Annotated in this window: 24 protein-coding genes; 7 read left to right on the forward strand and 17 right to left on the reverse strand. The window is 44.6% G+C overall.

Annotated elements, in window-relative coordinates; genetic code table 11:
- Window positions 1-167: 167 nt before the first annotated feature.
- From BMX95_RS32865 to BMX95_RS32890, 6 genes are all read right to left on the reverse strand, one after another.
- Window positions 168-713 carry an inorganic diphosphatase gene (locus BMX95_RS32865; protein ID WP_081200671.1) on the reverse strand — a complete coding sequence of 182 codons (546 nt, stop codon included), beginning with the start codon at window positions 711-713 and terminating at the stop codon, window positions 168-170.
- A 187-nt stretch (window positions 714-900) separates the two neighbouring features.
- A complete protein-coding gene (locus tag BMX95_RS32870; protein WP_081200672.1) occupies window positions 901-1,302 on the reverse strand; it encodes a DUF4878 domain-containing protein in 402 nt (133 codons plus the stop codon).
- Between the two features lie 317 nt (window positions 1,303-1,619).
- The gene (locus BMX95_RS32875) at window positions 1,620-2,660 is read right to left on the reverse strand and encodes a PhoH family protein (protein ID WP_081200673.1); all 1,041 of its coding nucleotides are present in this window, start codon (window positions 2,658-2,660) and stop codon (window positions 1,620-1,622) included.
- Window positions 2,661-2,948: 288 nt separating this feature from the next.
- Window positions 2,949-3,911 (reverse strand): hypothetical protein, encoded by a 963-nt coding sequence (locus tag BMX95_RS32880; RefSeq protein ID WP_081200674.1) that lies wholly within the window; start codon window positions 3,909-3,911, stop codon window positions 2,949-2,951.
- A 772-nt stretch (window positions 3,912-4,683) separates the two neighbouring features.
- Window positions 4,684-5,199: a YdeI/OmpD-associated family protein gene (locus tag BMX95_RS32885; protein WP_081200675.1), complete on the reverse strand. Its 516-nt coding sequence runs from the start codon at window positions 5,197-5,199 to the stop codon at window positions 4,684-4,686.
- A 423-nt stretch (window positions 5,200-5,622) separates the two neighbouring features.
- Entirely contained in the window at window positions 5,623-8,217 is a 2,595-nt protein-coding gene (locus BMX95_RS32890; RefSeq protein WP_081200676.1) for a rhamnogalacturonan lyase family protein, read from the reverse strand.
- A gap of 260 nt (window positions 8,218-8,477) precedes the next feature.
- On the opposite strand from BMX95_RS32890, the gene BMX95_RS32895 reads away from it, so the two are divergent.
- Complete coding sequence (locus tag BMX95_RS32895; protein ID WP_081200677.1) at window positions 8,478-9,746, forward strand: flavin monoamine oxidase family protein; 1,269 nt, start codon at window positions 8,478-8,480, stop codon at window positions 9,744-9,746.
- Between the two features lie 610 nt (window positions 9,747-10,356).
- Here BMX95_RS32895 and BMX95_RS35190 read toward each other — a convergent pair.
- The 3 genes from BMX95_RS35190 to BMX95_RS32905 form a co-directional block, all read right to left on the reverse strand.
- Complete coding sequence (locus BMX95_RS35190) at window positions 10,357-10,512, reverse strand: hypothetical protein (protein WP_165758936.1); 156 nt, start codon at window positions 10,510-10,512, stop codon at window positions 10,357-10,359.
- 516 nt (window positions 10,513-11,028) lie between these two features.
- Window positions 11,029-11,298, reverse strand: coding sequence for a hypothetical protein (locus tag BMX95_RS32900; RefSeq protein ID WP_081200678.1), 270 nt, complete (start codon window positions 11,296-11,298; stop codon window positions 11,029-11,031).
- 406 nt (window positions 11,299-11,704) lie between these two features.
- A complete protein-coding gene (locus BMX95_RS32905) occupies window positions 11,705-13,348 on the reverse strand; it encodes a L,D-transpeptidase family protein (protein ID WP_081200679.1) in 1,644 nt (547 codons plus the stop codon).
- Between the two features lie 470 nt (window positions 13,349-13,818).
- On the opposite strand from BMX95_RS32905, the gene BMX95_RS32910 reads away from it, so the two are divergent.
- A complete protein-coding gene (locus BMX95_RS32910; RefSeq protein ID WP_081200680.1) occupies window positions 13,819-15,657 on the forward strand; it encodes a gamma-glutamyltransferase family protein in 1,839 nt (612 codons plus the stop codon).
- Window positions 15,658-15,925: 268 nt separating this feature from the next.
- Here BMX95_RS32910 and BMX95_RS32915 read toward each other — a convergent pair whose 3' ends face one another.
- Window positions 15,926-16,288, reverse strand: a complete 363-nt coding sequence (locus BMX95_RS32915) for a TerB family tellurite resistance protein (protein ID WP_177193740.1) — start codon at window positions 16,286-16,288, stop codon at window positions 15,926-15,928.
- Window positions 16,289-16,604: 316 nt separating this feature from the next.
- Here BMX95_RS32915 and BMX95_RS32920 point away from each other — a divergent pair, with 316 nt between their 5' ends.
- The gene (locus tag BMX95_RS32920; RefSeq protein WP_165758937.1) at window positions 16,605-17,216 is read left to right on the forward strand and encodes an RNA polymerase sigma factor; all 612 of its coding nucleotides are present in this window, start codon (window positions 16,605-16,607) and stop codon (window positions 17,214-17,216) included.
- 370 nt (window positions 17,217-17,586) lie between these two features.
- Window positions 17,587-18,510, forward strand: a complete 924-nt coding sequence (locus BMX95_RS32930; protein ID WP_165758938.1) for a FecR family protein — start codon at window positions 17,587-17,589, stop codon at window positions 18,508-18,510.
- Between the two features lie 235 nt (window positions 18,511-18,745).
- On the opposite strand, the gene BMX95_RS32935 is transcribed toward BMX95_RS32930, so the two are convergent.
- The 3 genes from BMX95_RS32935 to BMX95_RS32945 all read right to left on the reverse strand — a co-directional run bounded on the left by BMX95_RS32935 (window position 18,746) and on the right by BMX95_RS32945 (window position 20,347).
- Window positions 18,746-19,222 carry a response regulator gene (locus tag BMX95_RS32935; protein ID WP_242673131.1) on the reverse strand — a complete coding sequence of 159 codons (477 nt, stop codon included), beginning with the start codon at window positions 19,220-19,222 and terminating at the stop codon, window positions 18,746-18,748.
- Between the two features lie 146 nt (window positions 19,223-19,368).
- Window positions 19,369-19,668, reverse strand: coding sequence for a T9SS type A sorting domain-containing protein (locus tag BMX95_RS32940; protein WP_081200685.1), 300 nt, complete (start codon window positions 19,666-19,668; stop codon window positions 19,369-19,371).
- Between the two features lie 205 nt (window positions 19,669-19,873).
- A complete protein-coding gene (locus BMX95_RS32945) occupies window positions 19,874-20,347 on the reverse strand; it encodes a hypothetical protein (RefSeq protein WP_081200686.1) in 474 nt (157 codons plus the stop codon).
- A gap of 108 nt (window positions 20,348-20,455) precedes the next feature.
- On the opposite strand from BMX95_RS32945, the gene BMX95_RS32950 reads away from it, so the two are divergent.
- Window positions 20,456-21,457, forward strand: a complete 1,002-nt coding sequence (locus BMX95_RS32950) for a helix-turn-helix transcriptional regulator (protein ID WP_081200687.1) — start codon at window positions 20,456-20,458, stop codon at window positions 21,455-21,457.
- Window positions 21,458-21,631: 174 nt separating this feature from the next.
- On the forward strand, window positions 21,632-21,973 hold the full coding sequence (locus BMX95_RS32955; RefSeq protein WP_081200688.1) for a DUF488 domain-containing protein: 342 nt from the start codon (window positions 21,632-21,634) through the stop codon (window positions 21,971-21,973).
- Window positions 21,974-22,092: 119 nt separating this feature from the next.
- On the opposite strand, the gene BMX95_RS32960 is transcribed toward BMX95_RS32955, so the two are convergent.
- The 4 genes from BMX95_RS32960 to BMX95_RS32975 form a co-directional block, all read right to left on the reverse strand.
- Entirely contained in the window at window positions 22,093-22,995 is a 903-nt protein-coding gene (locus tag BMX95_RS32960) for a hypothetical protein (RefSeq protein WP_081200689.1), read from the reverse strand.
- A gap of 38 nt (window positions 22,996-23,033) precedes the next feature.
- A complete protein-coding gene (locus BMX95_RS32965) occupies window positions 23,034-24,287 on the reverse strand; it encodes an RNA polymerase sigma factor (RefSeq protein WP_081200690.1) in 1,254 nt (417 codons plus the stop codon).
- A 97-nt stretch (window positions 24,288-24,384) separates the two neighbouring features.
- Entirely contained in the window at window positions 24,385-24,723 is a 339-nt protein-coding gene (locus BMX95_RS32970; RefSeq protein ID WP_081200691.1) for a YciI family protein, read from the reverse strand.
- Between the two features lie 46 nt (window positions 24,724-24,769).
- On the reverse strand, window positions 24,770-25,240 hold the full coding sequence (locus BMX95_RS32975; RefSeq protein WP_081200692.1) for a carboxymuconolactone decarboxylase family protein: 471 nt from the start codon (window positions 25,238-25,240) through the stop codon (window positions 24,770-24,772).
- A gap of 270 nt (window positions 25,241-25,510) precedes the next feature.
- Here BMX95_RS32975 and BMX95_RS32980 point away from each other — a divergent pair, with 270 nt between their 5' ends.
- A complete protein-coding gene (locus BMX95_RS32980) occupies window positions 25,511-26,260 on the forward strand; it encodes a DeoR/GlpR family DNA-binding transcription regulator (RefSeq protein WP_081200693.1) in 750 nt (249 codons plus the stop codon).
- The last annotated feature ends 35 nt before the right edge of the window (window positions 26,261-26,295 follow it).

Consider the following 26,295-nt stretch of genomic DNA (forward strand, 5'->3'; position numbering starts at 1 on the left):
TAATATAACCAAATTATTCCGGGCGATGGATAGCGTATTTATTTAATACGTCGCTGTTATCTTTTATTCAGGTAGGAGGGATGAGGTAGGAGGTAAGTATGAAGTAAGAAGTAAGAGGTATGAATTTTTGAGTTTCGCACTCCTTACTTCCTATTTCTTACATCGCATTATTTCTTCTTGAAAGTGTCGTTGTAGGTTTTCATGGCATCTTCGATAATGGCCAGTGCTTTGGCTTTATCGCCGAATTCATTTACTTCTACTTTTTTATTTTCAAGTGTTTTATACTCTTCGAAGAAGTGGCGTAATTCATCAAAGAAGTGTGGTGGTATTTCTTCAATGTTGTTATAGTGTCTTACGCTGGGGTCGTTGGCAGCAACAGCAATGATCTTGTCGTCGCCATCGCCGTTATCGATCATTTGCATAACACCAATTACCTTGGCTTCCATCAAACACATTGCCTGTACGGGCTGAGAGGTGATTACTAATATATCGAGTGGATCTTTATCGTCGCCGTAAGTTTGAGGAATAAATCCATAGTTACATGGATAATAGAACGAAGAATAAATGATACGGTCCAGCTTCAACAAGCCGCTTTCCTTGTCAATTTCATACTTAGCCCTGGACCCCTGCGGAATCTCAATAAGTGCATTTACAATTCGTGGAGCCTGCTCACCAGGAGTCACGCCATGCCAGGGATGGGAAACAGTTGTCATATTGTAATTTAAAATTTAAGCAAATCTATAATAAGTTCTGCTTCATATGGCTGGTAACAATCATGTGTGAACCCAATTAAAAAAATCGGGCCGGATATCAGGATAGTAATAATTGAGCGATTCGTTAGGGGCGCAAAGTAACTACATAAAAAAACAACCGGCAACATTTACTGTCATGGTCTGGCTGTTACATTTTAATTACCGACTTCAGGTCAACCAGCCAGGTATCCTGCTGGCGAATGATGCGTAAAGTGGTGGTATCGGCCGGGTTAGAAGTATGGTAGTATTTATATTCAACGGTTGAATCGTTGTCGCTGGTAATGGCAACCGGTCTGATGGTAGCTGATTTATATTTGTCTTTTTCTTTGCTGCTCAACTGTTTGTAATTAGTCTGTTGCTTTTCGAACAGCAGGGTATTGGTAGAATCTTTCAATAAATAAAAGGCTGCTTTGTCATAATCCCCGTCCAGTGAGGCCCTGATGAATTCGGTACCTGCATCCTGGGCATTTTCCGCTTTTTTAAAACCTTCGCTCCCTGAATTACAGGATAAAGTGGCCAACAGGCAAAAACTGCCAATTAATTTCTTCATAATCAACAAAAATAGGCACTACGGGGGAATTATGCTATGCTTTTTTAGTGTAATGTGTTTAAAGTGGGACTTTTCGGAGTCTAAGGGGCAAGCAAGGAGCAATGGGCAGAGGGCAGAAGGCAGAAGGCAGAAGGCAGAGGGCAGAAGGCAGAAAGAAATACACTGCTTCGCGGCCTACGCGACCCCGAGCTCCCATTGCCTTTGGTTTTCAATTTCTGCCTTCTGCCCATAAAAAAGGAAGTACAAAATCAGATCAGCCTGACTCCATACTTCCTTTTCTTATTTCAGAACAACTTACTTGTTAAGTTCAGAACAACTTACTTACTTTCTTCTGATCTGTCGGAGGAACGCTCCTTCCGGTCGCGCCAGTGCTCGCGTGGGCGCTGATCGGGGTGAACGTCGGTTTCCTTGTGGTCCTTGTCGTAGGCCCTGATAATGGCTTTTACGAGGCGATGACGCACTACGTCTTCTTCATCCAGCTCAATGTGTGCAATGCCATCGATGTTCCGCAGAATGCGGGCGGCTTTCTCCAAACCACTGCGTTGATTTTTCGGCAGGTCAATCTGCGTTAAATCGCCGGTAATAATGGCTTTGGCATTGGCGCCAATACGTGTCAGGAACATCTTCAGCTGCAGATCGGTTGAGTTTTGTGCCTCATCCAGAATGATAAAGGCATTATCGAGCGTACGGCCCCGCATATAGGCCAGGGGCGCAATTTCAATAACGCGGGTGCTCATATAATATCCCAGTTTATCGGCGGGTATCATATCGTCGAGCGCGTCATACAGGGGACGCAGATACGGATCGATCTTTTCTTTCAGATCGCCCGGTAAGAAACCAAGGCTTTCACCGGCTTCTACCGCAGGGCGGGTAAGAATGATCTTTTTAACCATTTTGTTTTTCAATGCCCGAACGGCCAGGGCTACAGCGGTATAGGTTTTACCGGTACCGGCAGGACCGATGGCAAATACAATGTCATTTTTTTCAGCCACCTGTACGAGTCTTTTCTGGTTTATGGTGCGGGCCCGTACGGTTTTTCCATTGGGGCCAAAAACAAGTATGTCGTTGGGATTGCGGTCAATAAAATTGTCAACGGTTTCGGCATCGTCGCCGCCCAGGATCTGCTCAAAATAGTTCTCGCTCATGTGGCCGTTACGCTCCAGGTATTGAACAATGAGGTCAATTTTTTCCTTTGCGCTTTCCACTTGCTCAGGTGAGCCACTTAATTTGATTTGGGTTCCTCTTGAAAGAATTTTAAGAAGCGGGAATTTTTTCTTGAGAATATCCAGTTTTTGGTTGTTTACACCAAAAAACTCAATAGGGTTTACAGTTTCAAGGCTAATGATTGTTTCTGTCAAGCTGCATCAATTTAGGTTTCACAAATACAGGATAGTGTCCTGATATCCTTCTTATTTCAACTATTCCAAATATAATTATTTAGAGTAGCATTTTCGTAAAGTTACTTATACACAACATGTGGAAAATCTAAAATGTTGTGGTGTTTTCGTTAAATAATTACCTGTAATTACGCAGACTTTTTGTGTAATGTATTGTGTGTTGGAAATGCAGTGGGAGCGGTATGTACTAAAAGAAAAATGTCCCGATGAATCGGGACATTTTCTATATGATAGTAAGTGGTTTGGCACTTATTTACTGATCTTGATCTCTGTTATTTTTATCGGCGAACCGTTTTTGTCATAATCAATCTTGGTGCAGTGTTGCAGGATGTTCGGTTCACTAACATCTTTCGAACAGATCTTTTCCAGCTGATTGGCACCATTGTAAGAATATTCATTCAAAGGTGCGCCAGTCATGTAAGGCAGGGTAGCAGTAACTGGTCTTGAGCCACCGTTGTATTGCCACATTGGGAAAATAAACGGAATCTTCTTCTGTTGACGGTTATCTACTTCCCAGTTGTCGTTATCGAATTGCAAAACACGGCCGGGAGAGCTGATCTTTTGCAGTTTGTCGCCATTGTATGAGTAAGTCCAGGTATCGGTTTCCTGACCAACACCTGCAGGAATTACCTGTACAGTGGTGATTTGACCGGTAGCATTGAAATTATATACCAGGTCGTATTCTTTTTGACCTGAAGGCTCACCGCTTCCGCTGGCCCGCAGGAAATATTTTTCAATTTTGATTTCTTTCACTTTCTTTTTGGCAATGAAAGCAGGGTTAGGCGTGAATGGCAGGCCTGGGTGTGATGACAAATAGAAATTGATACCTGCATAATAATTGCTGGTGCTGAAGTCGAAGAAATCATCAGCGTTTGCTGCTACAGTTTTGCTGTTTACAGGCGAAGCTGAAGTTACTCTTGAATACTTTTTAGCACCATCGGTGATGGTTTTACCATCATAGCTCAATGTCATTTTTGATGCATCGGGCTCAAAGTGTACCAATTCACTTCCATTAACGGTGAATGGCAGGAACTTCGATTTGTTTGGAAAATAAACAAATACCGCGGGATTACTTTGTCCGCTTACGCTTACTAACAGGCTGTCCTTTTGGTCCTGGGTTTTCCATACTCCTTCAACATCGACTTTGTTTTGACCAAAGCTGACTGCGGAGATGATGAGCAGAAGTGTGGTTAGGGAACACTTACTTATCATAGAACGGTTTTTAAAATTGATTGATAAAAATAATTGAACTCACTTATTTTTTAATGTTGACAATACCTTGGTTTAGGGGCGTCCCGGTTTATGCGGGACAGGGCAAATCATGGACCATTTTTCACTTTGAACAGTTGTTACAACTTTTGTTTTATGACTATATATTGTATCTACTAATTCGCTAATATAACAGACGAATCTGTTATTTAAAAGTGTATTGTAAAAGAACTTTGGTTGTTTGTCTGTTATTATTAAATGGTTAAACCGGTAATCAGGTTTGCTCACTCACTGTACGTTACGCACACTGCTTATATAATACCGACTTATTTGCTGTAAAGAGAGAATAATTAAATACTGCATGGAGATGAATGCTACTCGGAGTACGTAACAGGCTGGCTGTGTGGTTTTCCGGCTTCCATTGTCTAACTATACCATGTAACAGTCCACCCGGTACATAGGATATGGTTATTGTACAAATGAAAGTAAGTAGAATTATATTCATCATAGGGTATTAGTATGCAGCGGCAAATTAGTAAATTAACTAATTTAAATACCGGTAAAAGATTTTTTTTATTATAAAAAGATCGGTTTATTAATAATAGTTTACATACAAAAGCCGCCGAAATAGTACTTATTCCGGCATAAAGATATAACGCAGAATTTTAAACGGCAGTATATCCTTTTTGAAATATGTTACAATAATTTGGCTTGCTTAAACGCTTAGTACCTTCGTTTTGAGGGAATAACCATGGAAGATATTACTGCGCGGGGTTTACAGCCCGTCCTTTTCCGCCTTGGCCGCCCTGATCATTTCTGAATAGCCCCAGCCTTTCGCCAGCGCTTTCATGGACATGGTTAGCCGTTTTGTTTTGGTAGCTTCGGTTTTGGCGCTTTCGATCCAGGTGCTGAAGTAGCGTTGATGGCCTTTGGTTAATTTATCCCATCCGGTTTTTGCATCCGGATCGTCCTGTAAACAGGCCAGCAGATCGGCATCGGTTGGTTTTTCTGTTTTATCTTCCTGTAACTGTACTTTTACCATCGCACCTTTACGTTTTCCAATACCTTTTCGCATCTCGGCATTTACAGCCAATATAAACCGGCCGCCGCCCATGGGCATAATGGCTATCCCTTTTATGGAAAAACTGTCTAATTTACCTTTAACGCGAAACGCTTTCTTGTTACCGGGCTTTAATTGCTCCCCGATATCGGCCGGAATTTCAATATAAGTCCAGCCCGTTTTTTCACCCTGCTCGGCAAATTGTAATAATGTGGTGGTAAATGTTACCATGGTTTGTTAGTGGTGCTAATATATAAATTAATAGGCAGTTATTAAGTTATTGGGTTATTGGGTTATTGGGTTAAATGTTTAAAGTTGAAAGTTTAAAGTTGAAGGTTTTAAGTTTAAAGTCGTTGCGTTTAGGTTCTAAGTAAAAGTTATTGGATTAGTTAATTATTGAGTTCCGGGACCTTGGTTCCGGGCGTTGCAGCACAGGGGTGTATTGGCTTGCAGTTTACTGCTTATGGTTTACAGCTAAAAAGCAACAGGCGATGCTAATATCAATTAGCATCGCCTGTTGCTTTTTTAGTTCCGGCTAACCTTGAACCCGGAACTCTGAACTCAATAACCTAAAAACCCAATAACTTAAACTTAGAATCCAAATGCAGGATTCTCCAACTTTCAACCTTGAACTTTAAACTTTCAACTTTAAACTTATTGCCTTTTCACAACTTTAATCACTTTCCTCCCGCCTCCCTGATCAATCTGCACCGTATACGTTCCCTGTATCAGTCTTTGTCCAATGGTTGTTTTATTAAGCCCGGTTCCTTTTTCAACCAGCCGTCCCAGTTGATCAAAAATGAAATATTTAAAATCGCCGGGGGCGGTTATATTAAATACATGATTGCTGGGGTTGGGCGAAATACTGATGGTATTCAACCGGTCGGTATTGGGGGTGAACAGGGTAGTAACAGCTGCGGCGCAGCTTACGCCTGTTACCGAAGAAGGACCCTGTATATTGATATTGTCGATGTTGGCCAGTCCGCCGCTGCCGGTGGCCTGCAATCGGAGATCGCTGGTGCCGGCATTCAGACTAACATTGGCCTGCGAGGTTGTCCAGGTGGTAAAGTCGGCAGTAGCAGGGAAGCTGATGGCCGAAGCTGCAGTACTGCCATTAACGAGCAAGCTGGCGGGCCGGTCGCTGCCGCCACCATTGGAGTACCGCCACGAAATAGTATAGGTGCCGGCGGTTGGTACGGAAATCCGCCAGTTGACACCGCTGCCGGTTGCGTTATTGGTATTGCAGAAACCAGCGCCGGTAAACCCGGCATTGTTGTTATCGATGGTGCCATCCACACTGCAAAAACCAGTCGTGCTTTCCTGAATGGTTACGGTTGAACCGCCGCTGCTGCTACCGGGGAAATAGATATTGGGCACAGGCGGTGCGCTCATGTCACCACCCAAATAAAAACCCGGATGTGGTGGTTGATTGTACGCCGAATTCTGCCAGGCAATGGCAACCCGGTATTGCGGATCGTGCATCAGGGTGTAAATACGGTTTGACGCAGTAGTGGTAGTAGTGAAGATGCGTAAGGCGCTGTTGTCGGAAGTTCTTAAGATCACTTCTTCGCGCCAGTCGCCCAGGATATCGCCCGATAAACAGGGCGTGGCCTTGGTGCCGTTGTTGCTGGCGCAACCACTGGCGGTTAACAGGGTGCTGGTACTGCTGGTACTGTAATTCCATTTGCTGATCGTGATGTTATCGAGCAGTTCACGTTGCAGATCGGCATCCCACCAAACAGCAAAGTTGATAGACGGTTTGCTGGTGGTAATGCTGGTGCCGGTGCAGCTGTACAGGTTGCCACGGGCGGCCCACATTTCATAACCTTTATAACGGGGATCGATGTCTGCAGCCATGGCCCGGCCTACATCGGCAGAAGCTTCTGCCACAGTGAAGATGCGGGCGCCGGTACGGGCATCAACAAGGGCGGCGCCTACCTGGCCATTACTGGCCGGGGTTTCATAACACTGCCATATTTCCAGACCTGCGCGGTCGGGGTTCATATCACTCATGTGCAGGGCATCACCATGACCCATGGCATTGGCCCAAAAGCCGGTGCCATTGTCGTTAACAGCACTGGAACCATTGAATACTTCATCTTTCCCGTCGCCATCGGCATCGCCAACTGTCATCTGGTGGTTACCCTGACCCGCATACGCACTGTTGCCGGAGTTGTTGCTATCGAAGTTCCAGCGCTGGGTAAGCTGGCCGTTGCGCCAGTCCCATGCTACCCGGGTAAGCCGGGTATAATATCCGCGGCCGAATACCATGCTGGGTCTTGCACCGTCGAGGTAGGCAACGGCAGCAATAAAACGGTCAACACGGTTGCCATACGAATCGCCCCAGCTCGATACCGTACCACGTGCCGGCAAATAATTGGTGGTGGCCATGGCGGCGCCGGTTTGTCCATTGAAAACGGTCAGGTATTCTGGTCCGTCCAATACATAACCGCTGGAGTTGCGGTAGTCGGCGCTGGCGCTGCCGATGGTAGTGCCCACACCATCCACGGTGGCGTCGGCAGTTTTACAGGCCATTTCCGCTTTGCCATCGCCATCAAAATCGTACACCAGAAATTGGGTATAGTGCGCACCGGCACGAATATTTCTACCCAGATTAATACGCCATAGGCGGGTACCATTTGTTTGATAGGCGTCGATGTACACATTGCCGGTGTAGCCCGATTGGGAATTGTCCTTCGAATTGGAAGGGTCCCATTTTACAATAAATTCGTAATCGCCATCCCCGTCGAGATCACCAACGCTGCAGTCATTGGCGCTGTACGTGTACGCCACACCGTCGGGAGTGGTACCACCGGCCGGGATCTGAAGCGGAATGTTCAAATAATTTTGGGACCATACACTGGCGGCTTCTGAGGCAGTCTGTTCAACCCCATTGATCACGGGACGTACCGTGTAGGCACTGTTGGAAGAAATGTTATCTACGTAATTCGTAGAATTGGTGATGGGGGTGGTGTTCAACAGGGTAGTGTTGCGGTATACATTGAACCCGATACCGGAAGGATCATTGCCGAATAATCGCCAGCCAATATATACCTGGCTGGTACTGGTGCGAACGGCTACCACACCGCGGTTCAAACGTTCCATTTGTTTTTGTGCTGTTGACCGCACCGGAACAAGGAACAACAATAAGAAAATGAAAAGTAAACAACTGTTGGTTGTTGTGGAAAGGTTGTAGCGAAAAGGGTGTAGTAATCCCTTGCTCGCAGGATAGGTAAATGCGAACTTCATATGGCTGAGTTTTAGTTAGAAAGCATCGGGACGAACATTTCCAACTGGTTGGGTTGCTGGCAATCGTTGTGTTGATCTGGGAGCGTACGGATAGTGTAGGAAGTTAGTTGTAGAATATTGCAAAACCATCCTGATCTGTTATGTGAAAAGCCGCACCCCTGTTGATTTTAAAATAGTTTAATACATAGTAGCTTTAACATATTTACTTTTGTAAGCGAAGCAGGGGTGAAGGCGGCTTAAAATCACAAAAACCTAATTTTATGCAAGAGTCTATTATAATAATTGGCGCCGGCGCTACCGGCCTCATGGCTGCCCGTAAATTATCGGCAGCCGGTTTTGCGGTAACGGTGCTGGAAGCAAATGATCGCATCGGCGGACGGATCCATACCATTCAGCCGCCCGGTTTTTTAAAACCCATTGAAGAAGGGGCGGAGTTTATGCATGGCAAACTACCGCTGACTATGGAGCTGTTGAAAGAAGCAAGAATTCCCCACCAGCCCGTAGGCGGAGATATGATACGGGTAAAAAATGGCGAATGGTCAATCCAGGAGGAGTTTATTGCCGGTTGGGATGAATTGATGGACCGTATGGCCAGCCTGAAAACCGACATGACCCTGACCGATTTTCTGCAACAATACTTCGGCGATGATAAATATGAATTGTTGCGGCAATCGGCGCAACGATTTGCCGAAGGGTTCGATGTGGCCGAACCCAGTGAGGTAAGTGTAATGGGATTGCAGGAAGAATGGAGCCATGAAGAGGAAGAGCAATACCGGATCCCCGGCGGATATACCCAGGTGATGGAATACCTGCGACAGGCAAGTATAGCAGATGGCTGTAACGTGCAGCTTTCAAGCCCGGTAAAAACCATTCGCTGGCAATCGCACCAGGTAGAAGCCATCACTGCCGACGGGCGCGTGTTCACCGCACAAAAGGCACTCATCACGTTGCCATTGGGCGTATTGCAGGCCGCGCCGCAACACAGCAACGCACTTTCATTTGAACCGGCGATCAACGCGCAAAAAGAAGCCTGGCAGCAAGTAGGATTCGGGTCGGTGGTAAAAGTGATCATTCAGTTTTCAGAACGCTTCTGGTTACGGTATAGTCAGGATATCGGTTTTATCTTAAGCGAAGAAGCCATCCCCACCTGGTGGACACACTTACCCGACACCGATGCCATCCTCACCGGCTGGCTGGGCGGACCCAAAGCCACCCGTTATACAGCCGCAGACAACGACAGGGTACTGCAGGATGCACTGCAATCACTGGCGAATATCTTCCGCATGCCAGTTGATGAAATACGATCATTGGTAACCGCTTCGCATATAGCCAAATGGCAAAACAATCCGGCCAGTGTAGGCGCTTATAGTTATAATAAGTTGTTTACAAACGATGCGCGTGCCTTATTGAATAAACCAGTTCAGGATACTTTGTACTTCGCAGGCGAAGGTTTATACGACGGTATTAATGGAGGCACAGTAGAGGCCGCTTTACAATCTGCAGTAGACGTGGTTAAATTGATGGTTTAAAGTTGAAAGTTGATAGTTTAAAGTTTAAAGTTAATCGTAATTCTACTAGTTCAACCAAAAACTTCATCATCCCGCATAGTTGTTTGGCTACTAAATAACAAGTGGCAGCATTTTTGTTATACAGTGGTCGACTAATTGTTACCTATGAAGAAGATTGGTGAGGCAACCTTTCTGATTGTAGCGGATGTTATACCTTATGTACCATTATTCATCCGTTCTTTATTATTATTCTGTAGCAGATCTATTGTATCTGAAGAACAATCTTCTTTAAGGAAGAGCTATCCCCGGAATAGCATCTTCTGTAGTCACGCCTTGTTTGAATATTCCCCTTTAGAAAGAAAAGCAGTTGTTGTTTAGCCATGTCGATATGAATGAATATCGCATAAAGTCTTTTGTTTAATCCATACTCCTTACCTCGGGCGTAGTAGCCGGTAGAGAGTCGGCCACCCGGTTTGCTACGCCCAAATGTTTAATTGTATTGTTTACAATAAACATTGTTGTTAATGTATTGATACTACCCTTCGGCTTACCAACATGAAGAAGCCCCGGCGGTACCGTCGGGGCTTTCTGTACTACGTGCACTGCGAAAATTGGGTAAAACTGTAATCATTTATTTGCTTAAGAAACCATCGATACCAACATAGATACAGGAAGCCACAAAAGCGGTGATCAAAAAGATCACAAAGGTGATCAGCGCAATGTGTTCCGAATTGCTGTAAATTTCATTACCACTACTACTGCTGCTTTGGGTATTTGCCGGTTTCATAGTTAAATGTTTCCTATATCCATTTAAAAGTGATGCCTCGACCACGTGCTATTGATCATCAATGATTTAGTAAAAAGAAGTGTGGAAAAGTGGACACACATTAGGTAAATGGGAAAAGGCAGAAGCAAAGGGCAGAGGGCAGAGGGCAGAGGGCAGAGGGCAGAAGGCAGAAGGCAGAGGGCAGAAGGCAGAGGGCAGAGGGCAGAGTCTCAATCAAAAACTAAAAACTGAGAACTAAGAACTAAGAACATGAACTCAAAACTTTAAACATCAACCCAATAACCCAATAACCCAATAACCCAATAACCCAATAACCTACACCTAATAACCTATAAACTTAATAACCTGCCTGTTACGAATATCAGGCAGGTTACGACAATAAATTCCCGGTTATAAACCAACAAAGTTTATAACAACTAAAAACGATCAACTAAAAAATTAGCTAACATAACTTGCCTGATGCTCCCGGCTTATGCGGGACCAGGCTTTGGGGGGAAGCAGAAAACCAGGTGCGGGTTATATACTCCGCAACTCTTCCTCTATCAGATCATGAAAGGTAGTCTCCTTATCCATCACCCAATTTGGCAGAGTCTGTGGCAGTATCTTCCAACTGTCTTGTTCCTTTTGCATGCGAAACAGGATACGGTTACCTCTGTCATCGCTTACATCCACAGTAAATAATCCTTCATTGGATCCGCCCAATTTCCTGAAGTTAAATTCCTTCAACCGTCCATTCACTTTCACCAACTTGGTGAAGTGGATATTTTTCTTTACTTCAATTCGCATAGTCCAAAGTATGTAACAAGTGAAACACAAAGTTATGAGCAATTCTCATGCTACAATTATAAAAAAACACTAATTAATTTATTTTTTATCGGCTACACGCCGCTGCCCGTCTGCATTTTACGCTGTCCTATTATTTTTTAATTGTCAACATGTCATTCTTTTTTCTGTATACTTTAATACTCAATTGTAATAAAACGGTTTAGGGCACCAGTTAGTAAGTTGTATTATTTGTCAGTGCATAAGTAAAGTACTTACTGCCGAAAATTAGAACAACTAAAGCTGAACATTCCACCGCTTATAGTGTAGCGGCTACCTCTTTCGGCTTTTTGTATTTGGCTTACCGCTTACAGCTTACCGCTTACCGCTTACCGCTTAGAGCTTACAGCATTACCACTCCCAAATCCGCTTACTGAAATAGCATACTTTTCACTTTCTTGTCATGCCCGTACACATCTTCCCTGAAGTTCAAACGGCCGGCATCATCTACCCAGGCTGTGTAGTAGGTGATGAACACTTCGGCTTTGTCTTTCAGCTTCACCACTTTCTGTTCTTTGGCATTCATGGCATCTGCTATTTTGGTGGCATCCCAGTCAGGATCATTGCGTAACAGGTACCCGGCCATCTTTTGGGCATCGGCCAGGCGAATGCAGCCATGACTGAATGCGCGTTTCGACTGGTTGAATAAACTCTTGGCCGGTGTATCGTGCAGATAAATATCAAAGCTGTTGGGAAACAGGAACTTCACCTTACCCAATGCGTTTTTATCTCCAGGCAGCTGACGAATATCAGGAATGCCATCGCCGTCCTTATCGCCCTGGTCTTCCATTTCGTTCTCTTCCAGGTAATTTTTATTTTTTTCTATCTCAGGTAAGATCTCATTGGTTACAATCCGGGGAGGAATATTCCAGTAGGGCGCAAATACCACCTGGTTAAGCGTGCCGGTAAACTGGGTGGTACTGTGTCCATCCTTGCCTACCACTACATTCATATCGAATTCCTTTTTACCATTTTCAAATAAGTGTAAAATGAACTCAGGGATGTTGATGATAAGGAGGGTGCCATTGGGTTGGGATGGCATCCAGCGCATGCGGCCCATGTTGATCAGGATCTGCTCGATGCGGTTGCGCAGGGGCACGTTCATTTCGGTGATCAGGTCCTTGTTCAGCGTGCCGGTGCCCTTCATCCCGAATCGCTCCTGGATGTGCGTTATGCCTTCGGCCAGGGTGTCGTTAAATACGTTGGACGTATCATTGCCAGCCAGGTCGCCGGTCATTTGCAGGTATTGTTTTATCAGGGGAACGTGCAGCGAGGATTTGCCTTTCTTCAAAGCCTTCGCTTCTGCAGGAATGGTGGGCAGGGTGCCTCTTTTATTCAGCTCCACATATTTCTGCAGCTGCATTTTTAGTGATTTGTAATTGGTATTGATGTCTTCGAAATACTTATTGTTTTTATGTTTTTTAGAAAGCAGGGAATCGGCCAGTTGCAGGGGATCGGCTTTTTTAAAGGGCACGAGCCGTTCCAGCTCTTTCCGCTTTACATATCCTTTCTCAAAATTTTTGGAAGCATATTTGAGTAGGCTATGGGTAAGTTGTAATTCGGTTTGTCGCAGGCCTTTGTTGTCGGCGCTTACAGTAAAACTATCAGCCAGCAACCGATTCATTTGTTTTTCAAGGCTTTTGTTGGCCAATGTGGTATCGCCTGAGTAGGTGAGGTAGTGATCGAACAGGTTCCAGAAGCCTTGTGCTTCTTCAGTAAACCCTTCGCTGGTGAACCAGGCGTATTGATAATTGCGGGCATTGTAAAAGCTGATCATCCGGTTGGCCAGGGTATCGGTCAGATGGTGCCGGGCGATGAAATCATCCAGGGCGGCACTGTCCAGAAACAGATCTGAATAAGAGTTGGCTTTTGTAATGCTCAGGTCCCGCCTGGAAATGTTCTTCAGGGCATTGGGGCCGGTTTCACTTTCGCTTTCTCCATTTTTGTTTTCAGCACCGTTTCCACAACTGGCAAACAATAGGGTAACAAGAAATAAATAGAGGATGTACTTCATACCTCATGATAAATGAAATCTTATACCATCGGGAAATTGGGCACTTCTTTTCTAAATTGATAATTATCAATTGACCGCAGGGGCATGGTTATATAAGGGTGTAGAAATGCTTCTACACTGTTCGGTTCATTGTCACTACTTATTCGGGCTCAACACAGGCAAACTATAGGTTAACTATACTTTCATCAAAGGTTTGCACTAATAATAACGCAGCGATATACTGCAGATATCCCGCCTCTATATAGAGGCGGGATATCTGTGAGTCATCTTCGGGATATCAGTGGAATATCTATGGAATATCTATTATAATGACATGAATCTGAACTGGTTCCGGAAGGGCAAAAACAGGGTGCTGACAGGGAGGGAAGTAGACGAAAGTGTAATTATAAGTGGTCACATTCCGGGAGGTACGGCAACCGGAATCATTCAACAACAACGTCTTATCTTTAGTAAATCAAAACTAACAACACATGAGAAAATTCCTGATTCTCTCCTTTTCCCTTTTTCAATTGCTGTCTTTGCAGGCACAGCAAACCCAAAAACCACCCTTACACGCAAAAAACTGGCTGGCAATTACCGGCAAACCGCTGGCGGCAACGGCTGGTGCTGCTATTTTTCAAAAAGGTGGCAATGCCGTGGATGCAGCCTGCGCCATGATCGCGGCTACCTGCACCATGTGGGATGTGTTGAGCTGGGGCGGCGAAACCCAGGCCCTGATCTATAACCCGCATACGGGTAAAGTCATCGGCATCAATGCGCTGGGTGTGGCGCCTACCGGTGCTACGCCGGAGTTCTTCAAAGGCAAAGGTATGAAGTATGTGCCTGAGTATGGTCCGCTGGCAGCGGTAACGCCTGGTACGCCCGGTGGTATTTGCACCATGCTGGCTGAATACGGCACCATGAGTCTGAAAGACGTATTGACCCCTGCCATGCAAATGGCCGCCGGTTACCCCATTGAAGCGCAAACCGCCAATAGTATGGAACGCGGAAAGGAACGGATAAAACAATGGCCTTACTCAAAAGCTGTTTTCTTACCACATGCTGGCCAGGAACGGGAAGCGCCTGAAGCCGGTGAGATCTTCAAACAAAACGATCTGTTGGAGACACTCCGCAAAATGGTGGAAGCTGAACAGCAGGCTTTGAAAAAAGGAAAGAACCGAAAAGACGCGATCTATGCGGCCTACGCCCGGTTCTACACCGGTGATATTGCCAAAGAATTTGTACGGGGTTGTCAGGAACAGGGTGGCCTGATTACCGAGGCCGACCTGGCCAAATGGAAAGTGCGAATTGAAGAACCCATGAGTGTTAATTATAAAGGTGTGGATGTATATAAATTACAACAGTGGACGCAAGGTCCGGCGATGTTGCAGATGCTGAACATCCTGGAGAATTTCGATTTGAAAAGCATGGGGTATAACTCTGCCCGCTATATTCATACCGTAACGCAGGCCATGCAGCTGGCTTTTGCCGATCGCGATTTTTATTATGGCGATCCTTACTTTGCGCCGGAAGAACCCATGAAAGGGTTGTTGTCGAAAGAGTACGCAAAGGAGCGCGCTAAATTGATCAACCCCACTAAAAATTTGTCACCAGCCCTGCCCGGTGATCCTTATCCGTTTGAAGGACAAACAAATCCTTTCGCAAATTTCTTACAACAATGGAGCAGTAATAAACCTCTGGTGTATACACCGCCCGACGAAAAGTATATGGAGAAATTATGGTTGGGTACTACTTCGGTAGAAGCGGCTGACTCAGCAGGGTGGGTAGTTTCGGTTACCCCCAGCGGGGGCTGGCTGCCTGCCTGTATTGCCGGCAAAACCGGAGTGGGCATGAGCCAGCGGATGCAAAGTTTTGTGCTCGATTCGGTACTGGATCCTTTTAATGTGGTGGAACCGGGAAAACACCCCCGGGTAACGCTTACCCCCACACTGGCCATGAAAGATGGAAAACCATTTTTATCTTTTGCGGTGCAGGGCGGCGATACACAGGACCAGAATCTGCTGCAGTTCTTTTTAAATGTAACCGAGTTTGGTATGACCGTGCAGGAAGCAGTAGAAGCGCCCAATGTCAACACCAATCAATTGTACCTGTCATTAGGAGGGGAGGACCGTAAACCTAAACCCGGTTCATTACTGGTGAACAGTAACACGCCCGACTGGATCCGCCGCGAGCTGATGAAGATGGGTTATAAGCTGATGTATGAAGATCGTACAAGCGGACCAGTGAATGCCATTTACTTCGATAGCAGGCATGGAAGTATGTGGGGCGGTTCAAGCAATCATGGTGAAGATTATGGGGTAGGGTGGTAGTGAAATCGTGGAAAATTAACTACATATCATACTGTTACACACGCAATATGAAGCTATAATGCACTGGCATAATTTTGTTAATGCTATTAACAAATTGCCGGGAAATTGAGATGTTGCAGATGTTGAATAAAAACAAAATGCTGACTGAATTCAATTCAAAAATAACGCATGGAAGAATAGAGATGTGGTAGCACGCCGGGTGCCTGGGTAGGCATCCGGCTTTGTTTTTTTATCTCCTCCCCCTACAAGGGGCTTACCACCCGGACGTTTAAAATTCTTTCTCTAATAATACATTTCTTCGTTGGGCCATCAGTCTTTGAATTAAATCCTGTTCAGTATCGCCAATGTTCAGCATGTTGCCAATGCGTACAAGCAGCAGTTTCTCTTCTTCGTTGATCTCCCCATCGGCAGCACACAATTCTATACACCAGGAAAGCAGCGCCAAATTGTTATTCGATTTAATGATGCTGATCAGGTATTGGAGATATACGTCTTCATCGGTAATGCTGTTTTGGTACGATTTGAACTTGCGCATTTCATCCTTGAAATTGAGTTTTTTCTGCAGATCAATGGAAACGAGTTTGTCGGAAATGTTGTTTAGTTCAGGTTCATCAAATTTCCCATCCTTCATACAACAGTAATAAAACAGGTGAACAATTCCTTCTTCTGGAGCTTTAATTAAACCGGTGTACATAAGTATTTAATGTTTGTGGTCAATAAATCAACTATTGAGCCAGGTGATGGAAGGGCAGAGGGCAATGTTAATAAAGAAATTTACGAAATTTATAAAAGATTGCCCTGGGGAATTGCCCAATTAACTATATTTACTTATCCCAATAATCCCAAACATCCCGAAATTTTCCAGTTCAGATTTTCCTTATCCCATCAATCCCAGCCATCCCGAAATTTCCAGTTCAGATATTTTCCCATTCCAGAAAATTATGCCCATGACCCTGTCAGCACGGAACCGAGATGTTATCACTGAATTTCAGCGAGGTCACTACATCATGGTAAAAGAATTGTACGAGGAACATTATGCACCGTTACTCGATTTTGCCAGTCAGTTAATAATAAATAAAGAAGAAGCGCATCATATTGTGCAGGAAACTTTTATCCGTTTGTTCGGCATGCGCGACCGGTTCAGCACCCTCCCCGACATAAAAGCCTTCCTGTATATAACGGTACGGAACATCTGTTTGTCCTATATCAGGGCCGATAAAGAAAAAGATCCCGGTGGAGATGCTGCCTGGTTCAATCAGGCATTGATAGCCACCGCCCGTTTCGATGAACCGGTAGCCCGGGAAGCCGTGTTGCTCCAAATGCACGAACAGTTGCTGGTGCTGCCGGCTCAGGAACAGATTGTTTTCCGGTTGCTTTTTTATGATCGCCTGTCCATCCAGGAAGCAATGGAGGAATCAGGGCTTTCAGCGGTAGTGGTAGCTCAACGCCGGATAAGCGCCATCCGGATATTACGCGCGCAATTAATTACGTCCAATCTATTTTCAATCCCCCTCTTTATATATTTTATTGCTGTTTTTTGTTCAAGGTCTAAAGTTTAAAGTTTTATGTTTAAGGATAAACTAACTTCCTTTAAACTTTTAACTTACAACTTTGAAAATACCCACATGAAATTCAGGAAACCGCTCAAATGGTGCAAAGCGTTATTGCGCAATTACCTGAACAATGCAAACGTATCTTTGAGCTGGTTTGCATGGAGGGTAAAAAGTACCAGGGGCAGCCTTTATTGCCGGTGTAACCGAAAATACCGTTAAAACGCAGCTGCGCAGGGCATTTGCAAAACTTCGGGAAAGTCTGCGCGACTATTATTATTTTACCGTTTGTTACCTGTTTTGTATATTTTATTGTCTTAATATATTTGACACCCCCTGATGTTTTATTAGCATACTTGCTATGAACAATTATATTGATATGAATGACGTCGAGCAACTCATAATAGATAAACTGACGGGCCAAATTGGTGAGGAGGATGATTTCAACAGGCATACACATTGGTGGTGGTATGGTATTGCCGCTGCGGTAGCAGGCATTGTTATTGTTTCGCTGTTTTTGTTGATAAATCACAATCGTAATAAAATAGCACCGGCTCCCGGAATACTGGTAAAACTGGCAAATGGAGAGGTGATGCATACCTCTGTTCAAGATTCTTTAGCCAGCTGGATGCAGGATGTACGCAAGGCTAATATCGACCCCAGCGCCCTCAATACCGTAATGGTACCCGCCGGTAAACAATATACTTTTCACCTATCTGATGGTACTAAGGTGTGGATGAATTCCATCTCTTCTTTGCAATTTCCTTTACTATTTACCCAGCCTCAACGCAACGTAACAATAGCCGGGGAAGCTTATTTTAAAGTAGCGCACGCCAGCCAACCCTTTACCGTACAGGTGAACGGCCTTACCGTAACGGCATTGGGGACAGAATTCAATATCAAATCTTATAATAAAGAATCTACGTACATATCGCTGGTGACCGGCTCTGTATCGGTTCAAAATGGTTTAGGCGAACGTATTGTTTTGTTACCTGGTGAGGGTGTAGTTGTGGAGGACCGCAACAGTCCATTACGTAAAGAAAAGTATGACGAGTCACTAATGCTGGGCTGGATGCAGGGCGTTTACTTTTTCACCAATGAAAAACTGGAACACTTAGCTGTTATCGCCAAAAGATGGCTCGAAATAGAAATACAAATAAAAGATCCCACCCTGGCCGGTCTCCGCTTCACCGGCGCCCTTGATCGCAATAAACCCATCAGCCACTTTTTGAGTTGGCTTGCTTCTTCAGGTGGTATCAGGTATGAGATCGTAGGTAGTAAGGTGGTTATTTCACGGAAGTAGGTGGGAAGGGCAGAGGGCAGAGGGCAGAAGGCAGAGGGCAGAGGGCAGAAGGCAGAGGGCAGAGATGAAAACCCAATTCAGCCGTAAGCCTCGCGATAAATTTCAACATGTAAGAGGTGTGAAGTTCGCGGGTTTCCTATTTCTTACTTCGTACAATTCAAAAAACGAATAGGGCGATCCTTATGGAGCGCCCTATTTTAAAAATGCATATAGTGTTGGTTAGTAAGCGAGCTGTTTACATGCCCAGACCTGACTTCACTTTTTCGAAGAACGATCTCTTTCCTTCTTTTGAGCGGTGGGGTGTATAATACTGTTCAACCCTTTTCATGATCGCATTCATTTTTTCGGGGCTCAGCGACGATTTTAATACGTAGTCAAGCGCACCATACTGCAGGGATTCTTTGGCTACCAGGCCGATCTCCTGTCCGGAAATAATGTATACCATGATGTGTGAGTCGAATCCTTTGATCTTTTTCAATAACTCTATACCGTTCATGCCTTCCATGTTATAATCCATAAACACAAGGGCGGGTTGTTCCTTTATCTGTTGCAGGCAATCATCGCCGGCAGTAAAGGCCGTGATATTGATATAACCGAGGTTAAGCAGGAATTGCTGATACAGGTTCAGGCAAAACAGATCATCATCTACAATAAAGATCTTCAGGTTCGGATACGAGGCCATGGTTATAGGATTTACTTTACGTAAACGCATGGCAATACCAGGTATTGCTATCCTACGGTCTGGATGTGCAAAACTAATGCTTGTATTGGCAGTCTAATAGGTGTTTGTGCTTAAAGTAGGGGGCTTCGCCTACGCCAGGGCTATGGCGAACGAGGTAGAGCAAAAAGAAGAAGGGGCTAATCTATAACTATCGGCTGTACGTGGTGATTATCACCATAACGCACTGCTACTTTGTATATGCCGCGGGGCAGGTGATTCGGCAACAAAATAGTGTGGTTTGAATAAAAATCGGCATGGTACAAAAAGTGTTTAAATACCTGTTGTCCTGCAAGCGAGTACAGCTGTACGGTAAAAACACATTGTTCTACATTGTACAATTGTAGCCAGAATTTCTTTTGTGTAACCAGGTTTGGGTACACGGTAATGCGTTGAACGCGTTTGTTCGAACGGTCGTCGGTTAGTGTCAAGGTGCTCATAGAAGGTACAAGGATAATAGTATTATTGTGCGCGATGAAGTTAGTGCTTATCCTGATAGGTGACAATAGTATACATACGCGATTTTAACGTACAGTTGACATTTCCTTCTGTGTGATTAGAGAAATATTAGAATGAGATTAGCTATGTGATTAATGTTGTATGGTAATTACCGCATCGATCATAGGTTAATTGCGTTTTCTGTTATTAATTGATGACGATGATCTGTTCCAGGCTTACCTGCTTCTGTACCAGGTATTGTTGGAACCGCGAAATCAATGTTGCTCCACCGGATAAATAAAAGGTGGCATTCTTCCAGGCCATCCAGCAATTGGGATGCATATCTTCCATCCATTGAATGGCATTGTAACCGGGCGATTCGGGTAATTCAGGCACACTGTCGATCAACAGCTTTAACATACTTAGTACTGCTTCATATTCGGGATGCAATTCCAGTATACCAAAATATTCATGATCGTTTTGCAAAGCGATCCCTTTGAATGCATTGAATAATTCAACAGTTGATTCATCACCCACAAAGAAATGATGGGTTGTTTGATAATTGTATACCCGGTTTGCCGTTATCACGTGCGACAAATCCTGTTCACTGGCTGCAGGCAGTTCGACGTTCATGGCTTCGTCGGCCTGTTCACTGCCGTGGTAATTAGATAGGTGAAACATTGTATATGTTTTGTTTACGAAACAGATAATTTACCTTTACAAAATTAAAAAGGGGTTAACTGCACGTTTTTATACAATACGGATAAATATTTACATCAAACGGATTTTATGGGTGTCAATGTATATGACGAAAATGGTCGCCAGTATAAAGTGGGCGATGTGTTTTCGAATAAAATAGTAGAACAGCCCCTGGTTACAGAGCGAAGAGAGATCTACAGCTTTCCTTTTGGTGATGCAGAAATGGTGCAAATGGCTTTCTCGGGTATCTATATAGTGTATGGTGATATGATGCTGTATGAAACCAAACGCCTGAACTGGGAGATAACCGGTGAAATGGACCTGGTTGAAATGCATTTTACATTAGCGGGTGATGGCAGCATGAAGAACCTGCTATCAGGAAAAGAACATCATTTCAAAGCCAACGAGCACAATATGCATTATACGCCCGTATTTTCCGGCACCGGTCAGTACGGCGGCAAGCTCGATAAATATAAATTCCTGGAAGTGCATTTTACCACCCGCTTTTTCTTAGAGCTGGCAAAAGACAGTAGCCCTTCCTTAATGGAGTTTGCTGAAAAAGTAGCCAATGGAAAAGAACAGGAACTGAGCCGCGAAAACATGCCCATTTCATTTGCTATGCACCAGTGCCTGCAGGACATCATGAATGTAAAAGTGAGCGGTGGATTGAAATTGTTATTCCTGCAATCGAAATGTATTGAATTACTCACCTTACAGGCCCAGATGTATGAAGATGCCGCGCGCGCTCCCCAAACACCTTCATTGATCCTGAAACCCGGACATGATACCGATAGCATTCACTTTGCAAAAGATTACCTGTTACAACATGCCGCCCAACCGCCTTCATTAAGCGAGCTGGCCCGCATAGCAGGGATCAATGAGTTTAAATTGAAACAGGGATTCAAAGCCCTTTTTGATAATACCGTATTTGGTTACCTCACCGATTATAAACTAACCCAGGCACGCGACCTGCTGGTGGCCAATGTACCCATCAAAGACGTGGCCGACAGACTGGGTTATTCTTCAGTACAACACTTCAATAGTGCGTTTCGTAAAAAGTTTGGCGTGCCGCCGGGGAAAATGAGGGGGTGAGAAGGGCAGAAGGCAGAGGGCAGAAGGCAGAGATGAGCTCGCTATTATTTTGATTGCTGAATAATTGCGAGCCCACTCACCACTCACTACTCACTACTCACTACTGACAACTGACCACTCACTTGCAGCTTCCCTGGAAATCGCTACATTCACGTTGTATAAAAGTTGTACACCATGAGTATCGTTGTTAAAAGAATATACGAGCCGATAGCATCGAAAGATGGTTATCGCATTCTGGTTGACCGGCTATGGCCGCGGGGTATTAAAAAAGAAAAGGCTGATATAGATACCTGGCTCAAAGAAGTGGCGCCTTCTACCGAATTGCGAAAATGGTTCCATGCCGGTGAAGGGACCTTTGTTGAATTTAAAAAGAAATACCTCGCTGAATTGAAAGAGAATCCCGCGCTGAAAGACCTGAAAGCATTAGTGAAAGAACACAAGCAGGTAACCTTATTATATGCTGCTAAGGACGAAGAACAGAATCATGCTCATATCCTTGCTGATCTTTTAGGTTAAGAAGTTCTAAGTTTAAAGTTATAAGTTGAAAGTTTAAAGTTCAAAGTTTAAAGTTTTAGGGTGTACATGGTTCGATGGCTTGAAAAGAGGACTTCCAACTTTCAACTTTGAACTTTCAACTATAAACTTTGTACTTTTTGTATTCTCCAGATCTGGATGGAAGGAAAACAATTGCCAGAACAACAATCTCCTGGTTTTTGATTGGGGCGTCCACAATCGCACCAGAACTGCTGGTTGGCTAACAGCATGTATTCATCCAGTCCCCGGGCCAAACCGGCCGAATGTTTTGCCGGACCGTTTGCCTGCATTACTTCCCAACCATATTTGCCAGGCACTTCTTCCAGTTTATTGTTTACAAAATAACGCAAAGGATGGCGGTGGGTTTGATCGGCCCAGTAGACTTTTATTGCAGCCGGGTTGCGGTGATCGAGGGTCAACAAGGCAGCATGATAGCCATCGCATACCGATAGCAGGAATACACTGAAGCCCCGTTCTTTGCCAATCCGCCGTAATAAAGTATTCCATAAACTTTTCTCTAATGCCATGGGGGGGAGGCCCCGCGAAACAGGATCGGCCTTGGTAATAGGTACCCATTCATCTTTACGTAATGATAAAAAGCGAACCGTATCGTAACTGCGGATGTAATGACCATCGTGTAGCCGTTTGGCGAGATCAGTAATGTCGTTGTCGTGACCATTTAAAACCCCATGGCGGCTATACAAACTATCAGGAATGGAAGACTCGCCAAAGATCAGGTAATCCAGGCCCGCCCGTACAGTATTTATGCATTTATGCCGGAAGCCCGGGCGCCAGCCGGAATCTTTAGGTTGTTCAGGCAGGGCGGTATTGGTAAGAAAGAATTCTTTTATTCTTTCCACGTCATCGAGGGAAAACAACGAAGTGTGTTGAATGGAATCTTTATACAAAGCAGCCTGTGTAGTGGCCACCTGTTTAGGTGAGATCATAGAACCGGATAATACAGCTACAATAACAGGGCACAGAACCAGAACGTGTAATTTCATCAGCGTAAAATTACAAACAGCCAGGGGAAATTACACAGTTATTTTTTTCCCTTCAGGTTATCGATCGTTTCCTGAATACCTTGTTTTTCGCGTTGTGTTTTGGCCAGCACCTGTGCCTGTTCATAATTCAATAAAGCCTGTTGGTTATCGAAACCATTGTACAATTCACCCATCAGCAGAAAATAAAAATGACTGTTATTGCTGGGCAGTTTGGCTGCTTCTGCTAAAGCAATTGTTCTTCCTTTGGCCTTGTACAACGCAAAGATCCTGTTCAGGGCCACTACGGGTGAATAATTGATCAGCAACAATTGATCGTACAACTGCAGGATGTTCTCCCATTTTTCGGTAGTGTCTTCTTTGATACAATGCCAGTAAGCGATGCCTGCTTCCAGGTGGTAGGAGCATACATTATTACCGGTAGCGGCATTGTTCAAAAAATGAATGCCCTGGTTGATGAGTGCGGTGTCCCACAAAGCTGTGTCTTGTTGTTCGTACAATACCTGTGCGTCATTGTGGTCTACCCGGGCGTTGAAGCGGGAAGCATGAAAACACATCAGGGCCAGCAGGGCATTTGTTTTGGGGCTGTTGGTGCGTTCGTATTCCGTTAGCATAACTCCCAAACGCATGGCTTCAATACAAAAATCCTTGCGCAGGATGGTGTTCTCTGTTTGAGAATAATAGCCTTCGCTGAACAACAGATAAATAATTAACAACACATTGTCGAGCCGGTTTTCGAGTTCCGTCTCGGGCAGGGTATTGTCGATGGCGATCAGCTGAATATTTTCGTTCCGCAGTTTTTCTTTGGCACGGAACAACCGTTTGTTGATGGTTTCTTTATTGGTTAAAAAGGCTTCGGAAATTTCATCGATGCCAAAACCGCAAAGGATGCGCAGTGCCAGACCTATCTGTGCTTCACTCGCAATAGCAGGATTACAAATGGCAAACAGCATTTGCAGCTGGCTGTCTTTTATATTTTGTTGGGAGAAGTTGATGGCATCAGGTTCTTCGTTCAGGGGTTGTTGGGCTTTTATTTCAGGGATCACTTTTTGTTCATAGATCTTGTGCCGCCTGAAATGATACAGCGTTTTTTGTTTGGCTACGGCATACAGCCAGGCTGCAGGATTGGGTGGCAGCCCTTTAATACCCCAGCTTTCCGATGCCGCCAGAAAGGTTTCACTCACGATGTCTTCGGCCATTTCAATATGCTCCAGTCCAAACTGCTTACTGATAACCGCCACCATTTTGGCGAACTCCTGCTGGAAGAGTTGTTTTAATGATTCGTGTTCTTTCATAGGTAAAGTTTAAAGTTGAAAGTTCAAAGTTTAAAGTTGAAAGAACGCCGCGGGTTTGCCCTGAACTTTCAACTTTAAACCTTCAACTGGCTATTTTCTATTGAAATACCGCTCTTACTTCCACACTGCCGTCGTAATCCAAAGCCGGACAACCATGGGCCAGTGTAACTGCCTCATCGATGTTTTCTGTTTTTATGATGCAAAAGCTACCCAGGCGTTCCCTGATCTCTACAAAAGGACCATCGGTTACCACACCGCCTTTTCTCAATACCTTACCATCTGTTTCGAGGCGAATACCGGTAGTACCTAATTTACCCTGTGCGGCGATACCGCCTACCCAGTCCTGCCATTTTTTGGCGAGGGCCTGCATTTCGGTAGGTGTTACATTGCTGAAGTCATAACTGGGCTGACGGAAAATTAACATGAATTCTTTCATACTGTTTGTTTTTAGTCCCGCTGGTGGGGAAAGTTAAGATTTTATATTATAGAGATGCAAACTGTCCCGGTGTGTAGGTTCCAACAACAGCTGGTTGCATGAAAGCGACGTTTACCCGGTTGTAACCATTAATAGCGATGATAGCCAGGGTGAGGTCGATCATTTCTTCTTCAGTAAAATGTTGTAACGTTTCATTGTGTACTGCCTCGTCTATATGGCCATTGAGTTTGGTGAGTGCTTCGGCCCAGGCTAATGCAGCGCGTTCGCGTTCAGTGTAAAAAGTAGTTTCTCTCCAGGCATCCAGCACCAGCAATCTTTGCACGTTTTCGCCCTGTGCCAGCAGGTCTTTGGAGTGCATATCGAGGCAAAAGGCACAGCCATTGAGCTGCGATACCCGATAGTAAATTAAATTCTGCAGCGACAGTTCTACCGATGATTTGTGGCAATAAGCACCCAGGGTGTTTAAAGCTTTCAGTCCGCGTTGTCCATTTTCGTAAATGTTAACTACCTGTTTCATTTGAGGTGATTTTATCGTTATTATTAATTGTTTCTATACAGTAATAATGACCGGTTCAAACCCAATTGGACAGGTTGGACTAAAAATCTTTTCACCTTTCTGCATAGAGGTGGATGAATTGACTGCTTGTAAGGATATGATGCTGCAGAAACCTGCAAGGCGGGTGTCATTGCAGATTAAAAACCGCATAAAATGCGTTATTGGCTTGTTATTATGCTCCTTTTTGCGTTAAATAAGGTTATATTGCAATACAACCACTACTAACAGTCTATGCTTAAAAAAGAGCGTCAGGCATATATATTGCACCAGGTGCACCTGCATAATAAGGTGTTATCGTCTTTGTTGAGCCAGGAGATCAGGGTTTCGGAAGACACCATCCGCAGAGACCTGCAGGAACTGGCGGAGGAAGGAAAGATCATTAAAGTTCATGGCGGCGCCCTCAGCCACTCATTCAACGAAGTACATTACCCGGCCGACAACGTTTATTCACAAGACCATAAAAAGATCATTGCCCACAAAGCGGCGGCCCTTATACAGAACGACATGTTTGTGCTCACCAGTGGTGGCACTACTATTATTGAACTGGCCCGTGCGCTGCCGCGCCAGTTAAAGGCAACATTTATGTCGGGCAGCATTCCGGCCATACTGGAATACATGCAACATCCCAACATCGATGTAATAATGATCGGTGACCGCATTTCAAAAAACTCCAAGATCACCATTGGCGCCGAAGCCATTTCCAAGATAAAACAGATCAATGCCGACCTGTGCTTTTTAGGCATCAATGCCATCGATCTGAAACATGGCACTACCGACAATGATTGGGAAGTGGTGCAATTAAAAAAGGCCATGATCCAGTCGGCCCGGAAAACCGTTTGTTTAACCATATCGGAAAAGATCAATACACTACAACCTATCCATATCTGTGACGTGCAGCAGATCGATGTGCTTATCACAGAGCTTCCACCCGACGATCCCAGATTGAGGCCGTATATCGACCTGGGTATTCAGGTATTATAAGCGCCTGCCCGGCATCACAGGGCGCTTACCTATCA

The organism is Niastella yeongjuensis (assembly GCF_900110245.1).
GTDB classification, from domain to species: domain Bacteria; phylum Bacteroidota; class Bacteroidia; order Chitinophagales; family Chitinophagaceae; genus Niastella; species Niastella yeongjuensis.

Bases quoted from the DNA above. Each gene is read 5' to 3' on its own strand.
- BMX95_RS32865 (WP_081200671.1), bottom strand. From the start codon at position 713: ATGACAACTGTTTCCCATCCCTGGCATGGCGTGACTCCTGGTGAGCAG.
- BMX95_RS32980 (WP_081200693.1), top strand. From the start codon at position 25,511: ATGCTTAAAAAAGAGCGTCAGGCATATATATTGCACCAGGTGCACCTG.
- BMX95_RS32940 (WP_081200685.1), bottom strand. From the start codon at position 19,668: ATGAGCACCTTGACACTAACCGACGACCGTTCGAACAAACGCGTTCAA.
- BMX95_RS32935 (WP_242673131.1), bottom strand. From the start codon at position 19,222: ATGCGTTTACGTAAAGTAAATCCTATAACCATGGCCTCGTATCCGAAC.
- BMX95_RS32950 (WP_081200687.1), top strand. From the start codon at position 20,456: ATGGGTGTCAATGTATATGACGAAAATGGTCGCCAGTATAAAGTGGGC.
- BMX95_RS32930 (WP_165758938.1), top strand. From the start codon at position 17,587: ATGAATGACGTCGAGCAACTCATAATAGATAAACTGACGGGCCAAATT.
- BMX95_RS32880 (WP_081200674.1), bottom strand. From the start codon at position 3,911: ATGATAAGTAAGTGTTCCCTAACCACACTTCTGCTCATCATCTCCGCA.
- BMX95_RS32905 (WP_081200679.1), bottom strand. From the start codon at position 13,348: ATGAAGTACATCCTCTATTTATTTCTTGTTACCCTATTGTTTGCCAGT.
- BMX95_RS32885 (WP_081200675.1), bottom strand. From the start codon at position 5,199: ATGGTAACATTTACCACCACATTATTACAATTTGCCGAGCAGGGTGAA.
- BMX95_RS32920 (WP_165758937.1), top strand. From the start codon at position 16,605: ATGACCCTGTCAGCACGGAACCGAGATGTTATCACTGAATTTCAGCGA.
- BMX95_RS32975 (WP_081200692.1), bottom strand. From the start codon at position 25,240: ATGAAACAGGTAGTTAACATTTACGAAAATGGACAACGCGGACTGAAA.
- BMX95_RS32900 (WP_081200678.1), bottom strand. From the start codon at position 11,298: ATGCGAATTGAAGTAAAGAAAAATATCCACTTCACCAAGTTGGTGAAA.
- BMX95_RS32895 (WP_081200677.1), top strand. From the start codon at position 8,478: ATGCAAGAGTCTATTATAATAATTGGCGCCGGCGCTACCGGCCTCATG.
- BMX95_RS32955 (WP_081200688.1), top strand. From the start codon at position 21,632: ATGAGTATCGTTGTTAAAAGAATATACGAGCCGATAGCATCGAAAGAT.
- BMX95_RS32910 (WP_081200680.1), top strand. From the start codon at position 13,819: ATGAGAAAATTCCTGATTCTCTCCTTTTCCCTTTTTCAATTGCTGTCT.
- BMX95_RS32965 (WP_081200690.1), bottom strand. From the start codon at position 24,287: ATGAAAGAACACGAATCATTAAAACAACTCTTCCAGCAGGAGTTCGCC.
- BMX95_RS32915 (WP_177193740.1), bottom strand. From the start codon at position 16,288: ATGAAGGATGGGAAATTTGATGAACCTGAACTAAACAACATTTCCGAC.
- BMX95_RS32970 (WP_081200691.1), bottom strand. From the start codon at position 24,723: ATGAAAGAATTCATGTTAATTTTCCGTCAGCCCAGTTATGACTTCAGC.
- BMX95_RS32870 (WP_081200672.1), bottom strand. From the start codon at position 1,302: ATGAAGAAATTAATTGGCAGTTTTTGCCTGTTGGCCACTTTATCCTGT.
- BMX95_RS32945 (WP_081200686.1), bottom strand. From the start codon at position 20,347: ATGTTTCACCTATCTAATTACCACGGCAGTGAACAGGCCGACGAAGCC.
- BMX95_RS32890 (WP_081200676.1), bottom strand. From the start codon at position 8,217: ATGAAGTTCGCATTTACCTATCCTGCGAGCAAGGGATTACTACACCCT.
- BMX95_RS32960 (WP_081200689.1), bottom strand. From the start codon at position 22,995: ATGAAATTACACGTTCTGGTTCTGTGCCCTGTTATTGTAGCTGTATTA.
- BMX95_RS35190 (WP_165758936.1), bottom strand. From the start codon at position 10,512: ATGAAACCGGCAAATACCCAAAGCAGCAGTAGTAGTGGTAATGAAATT.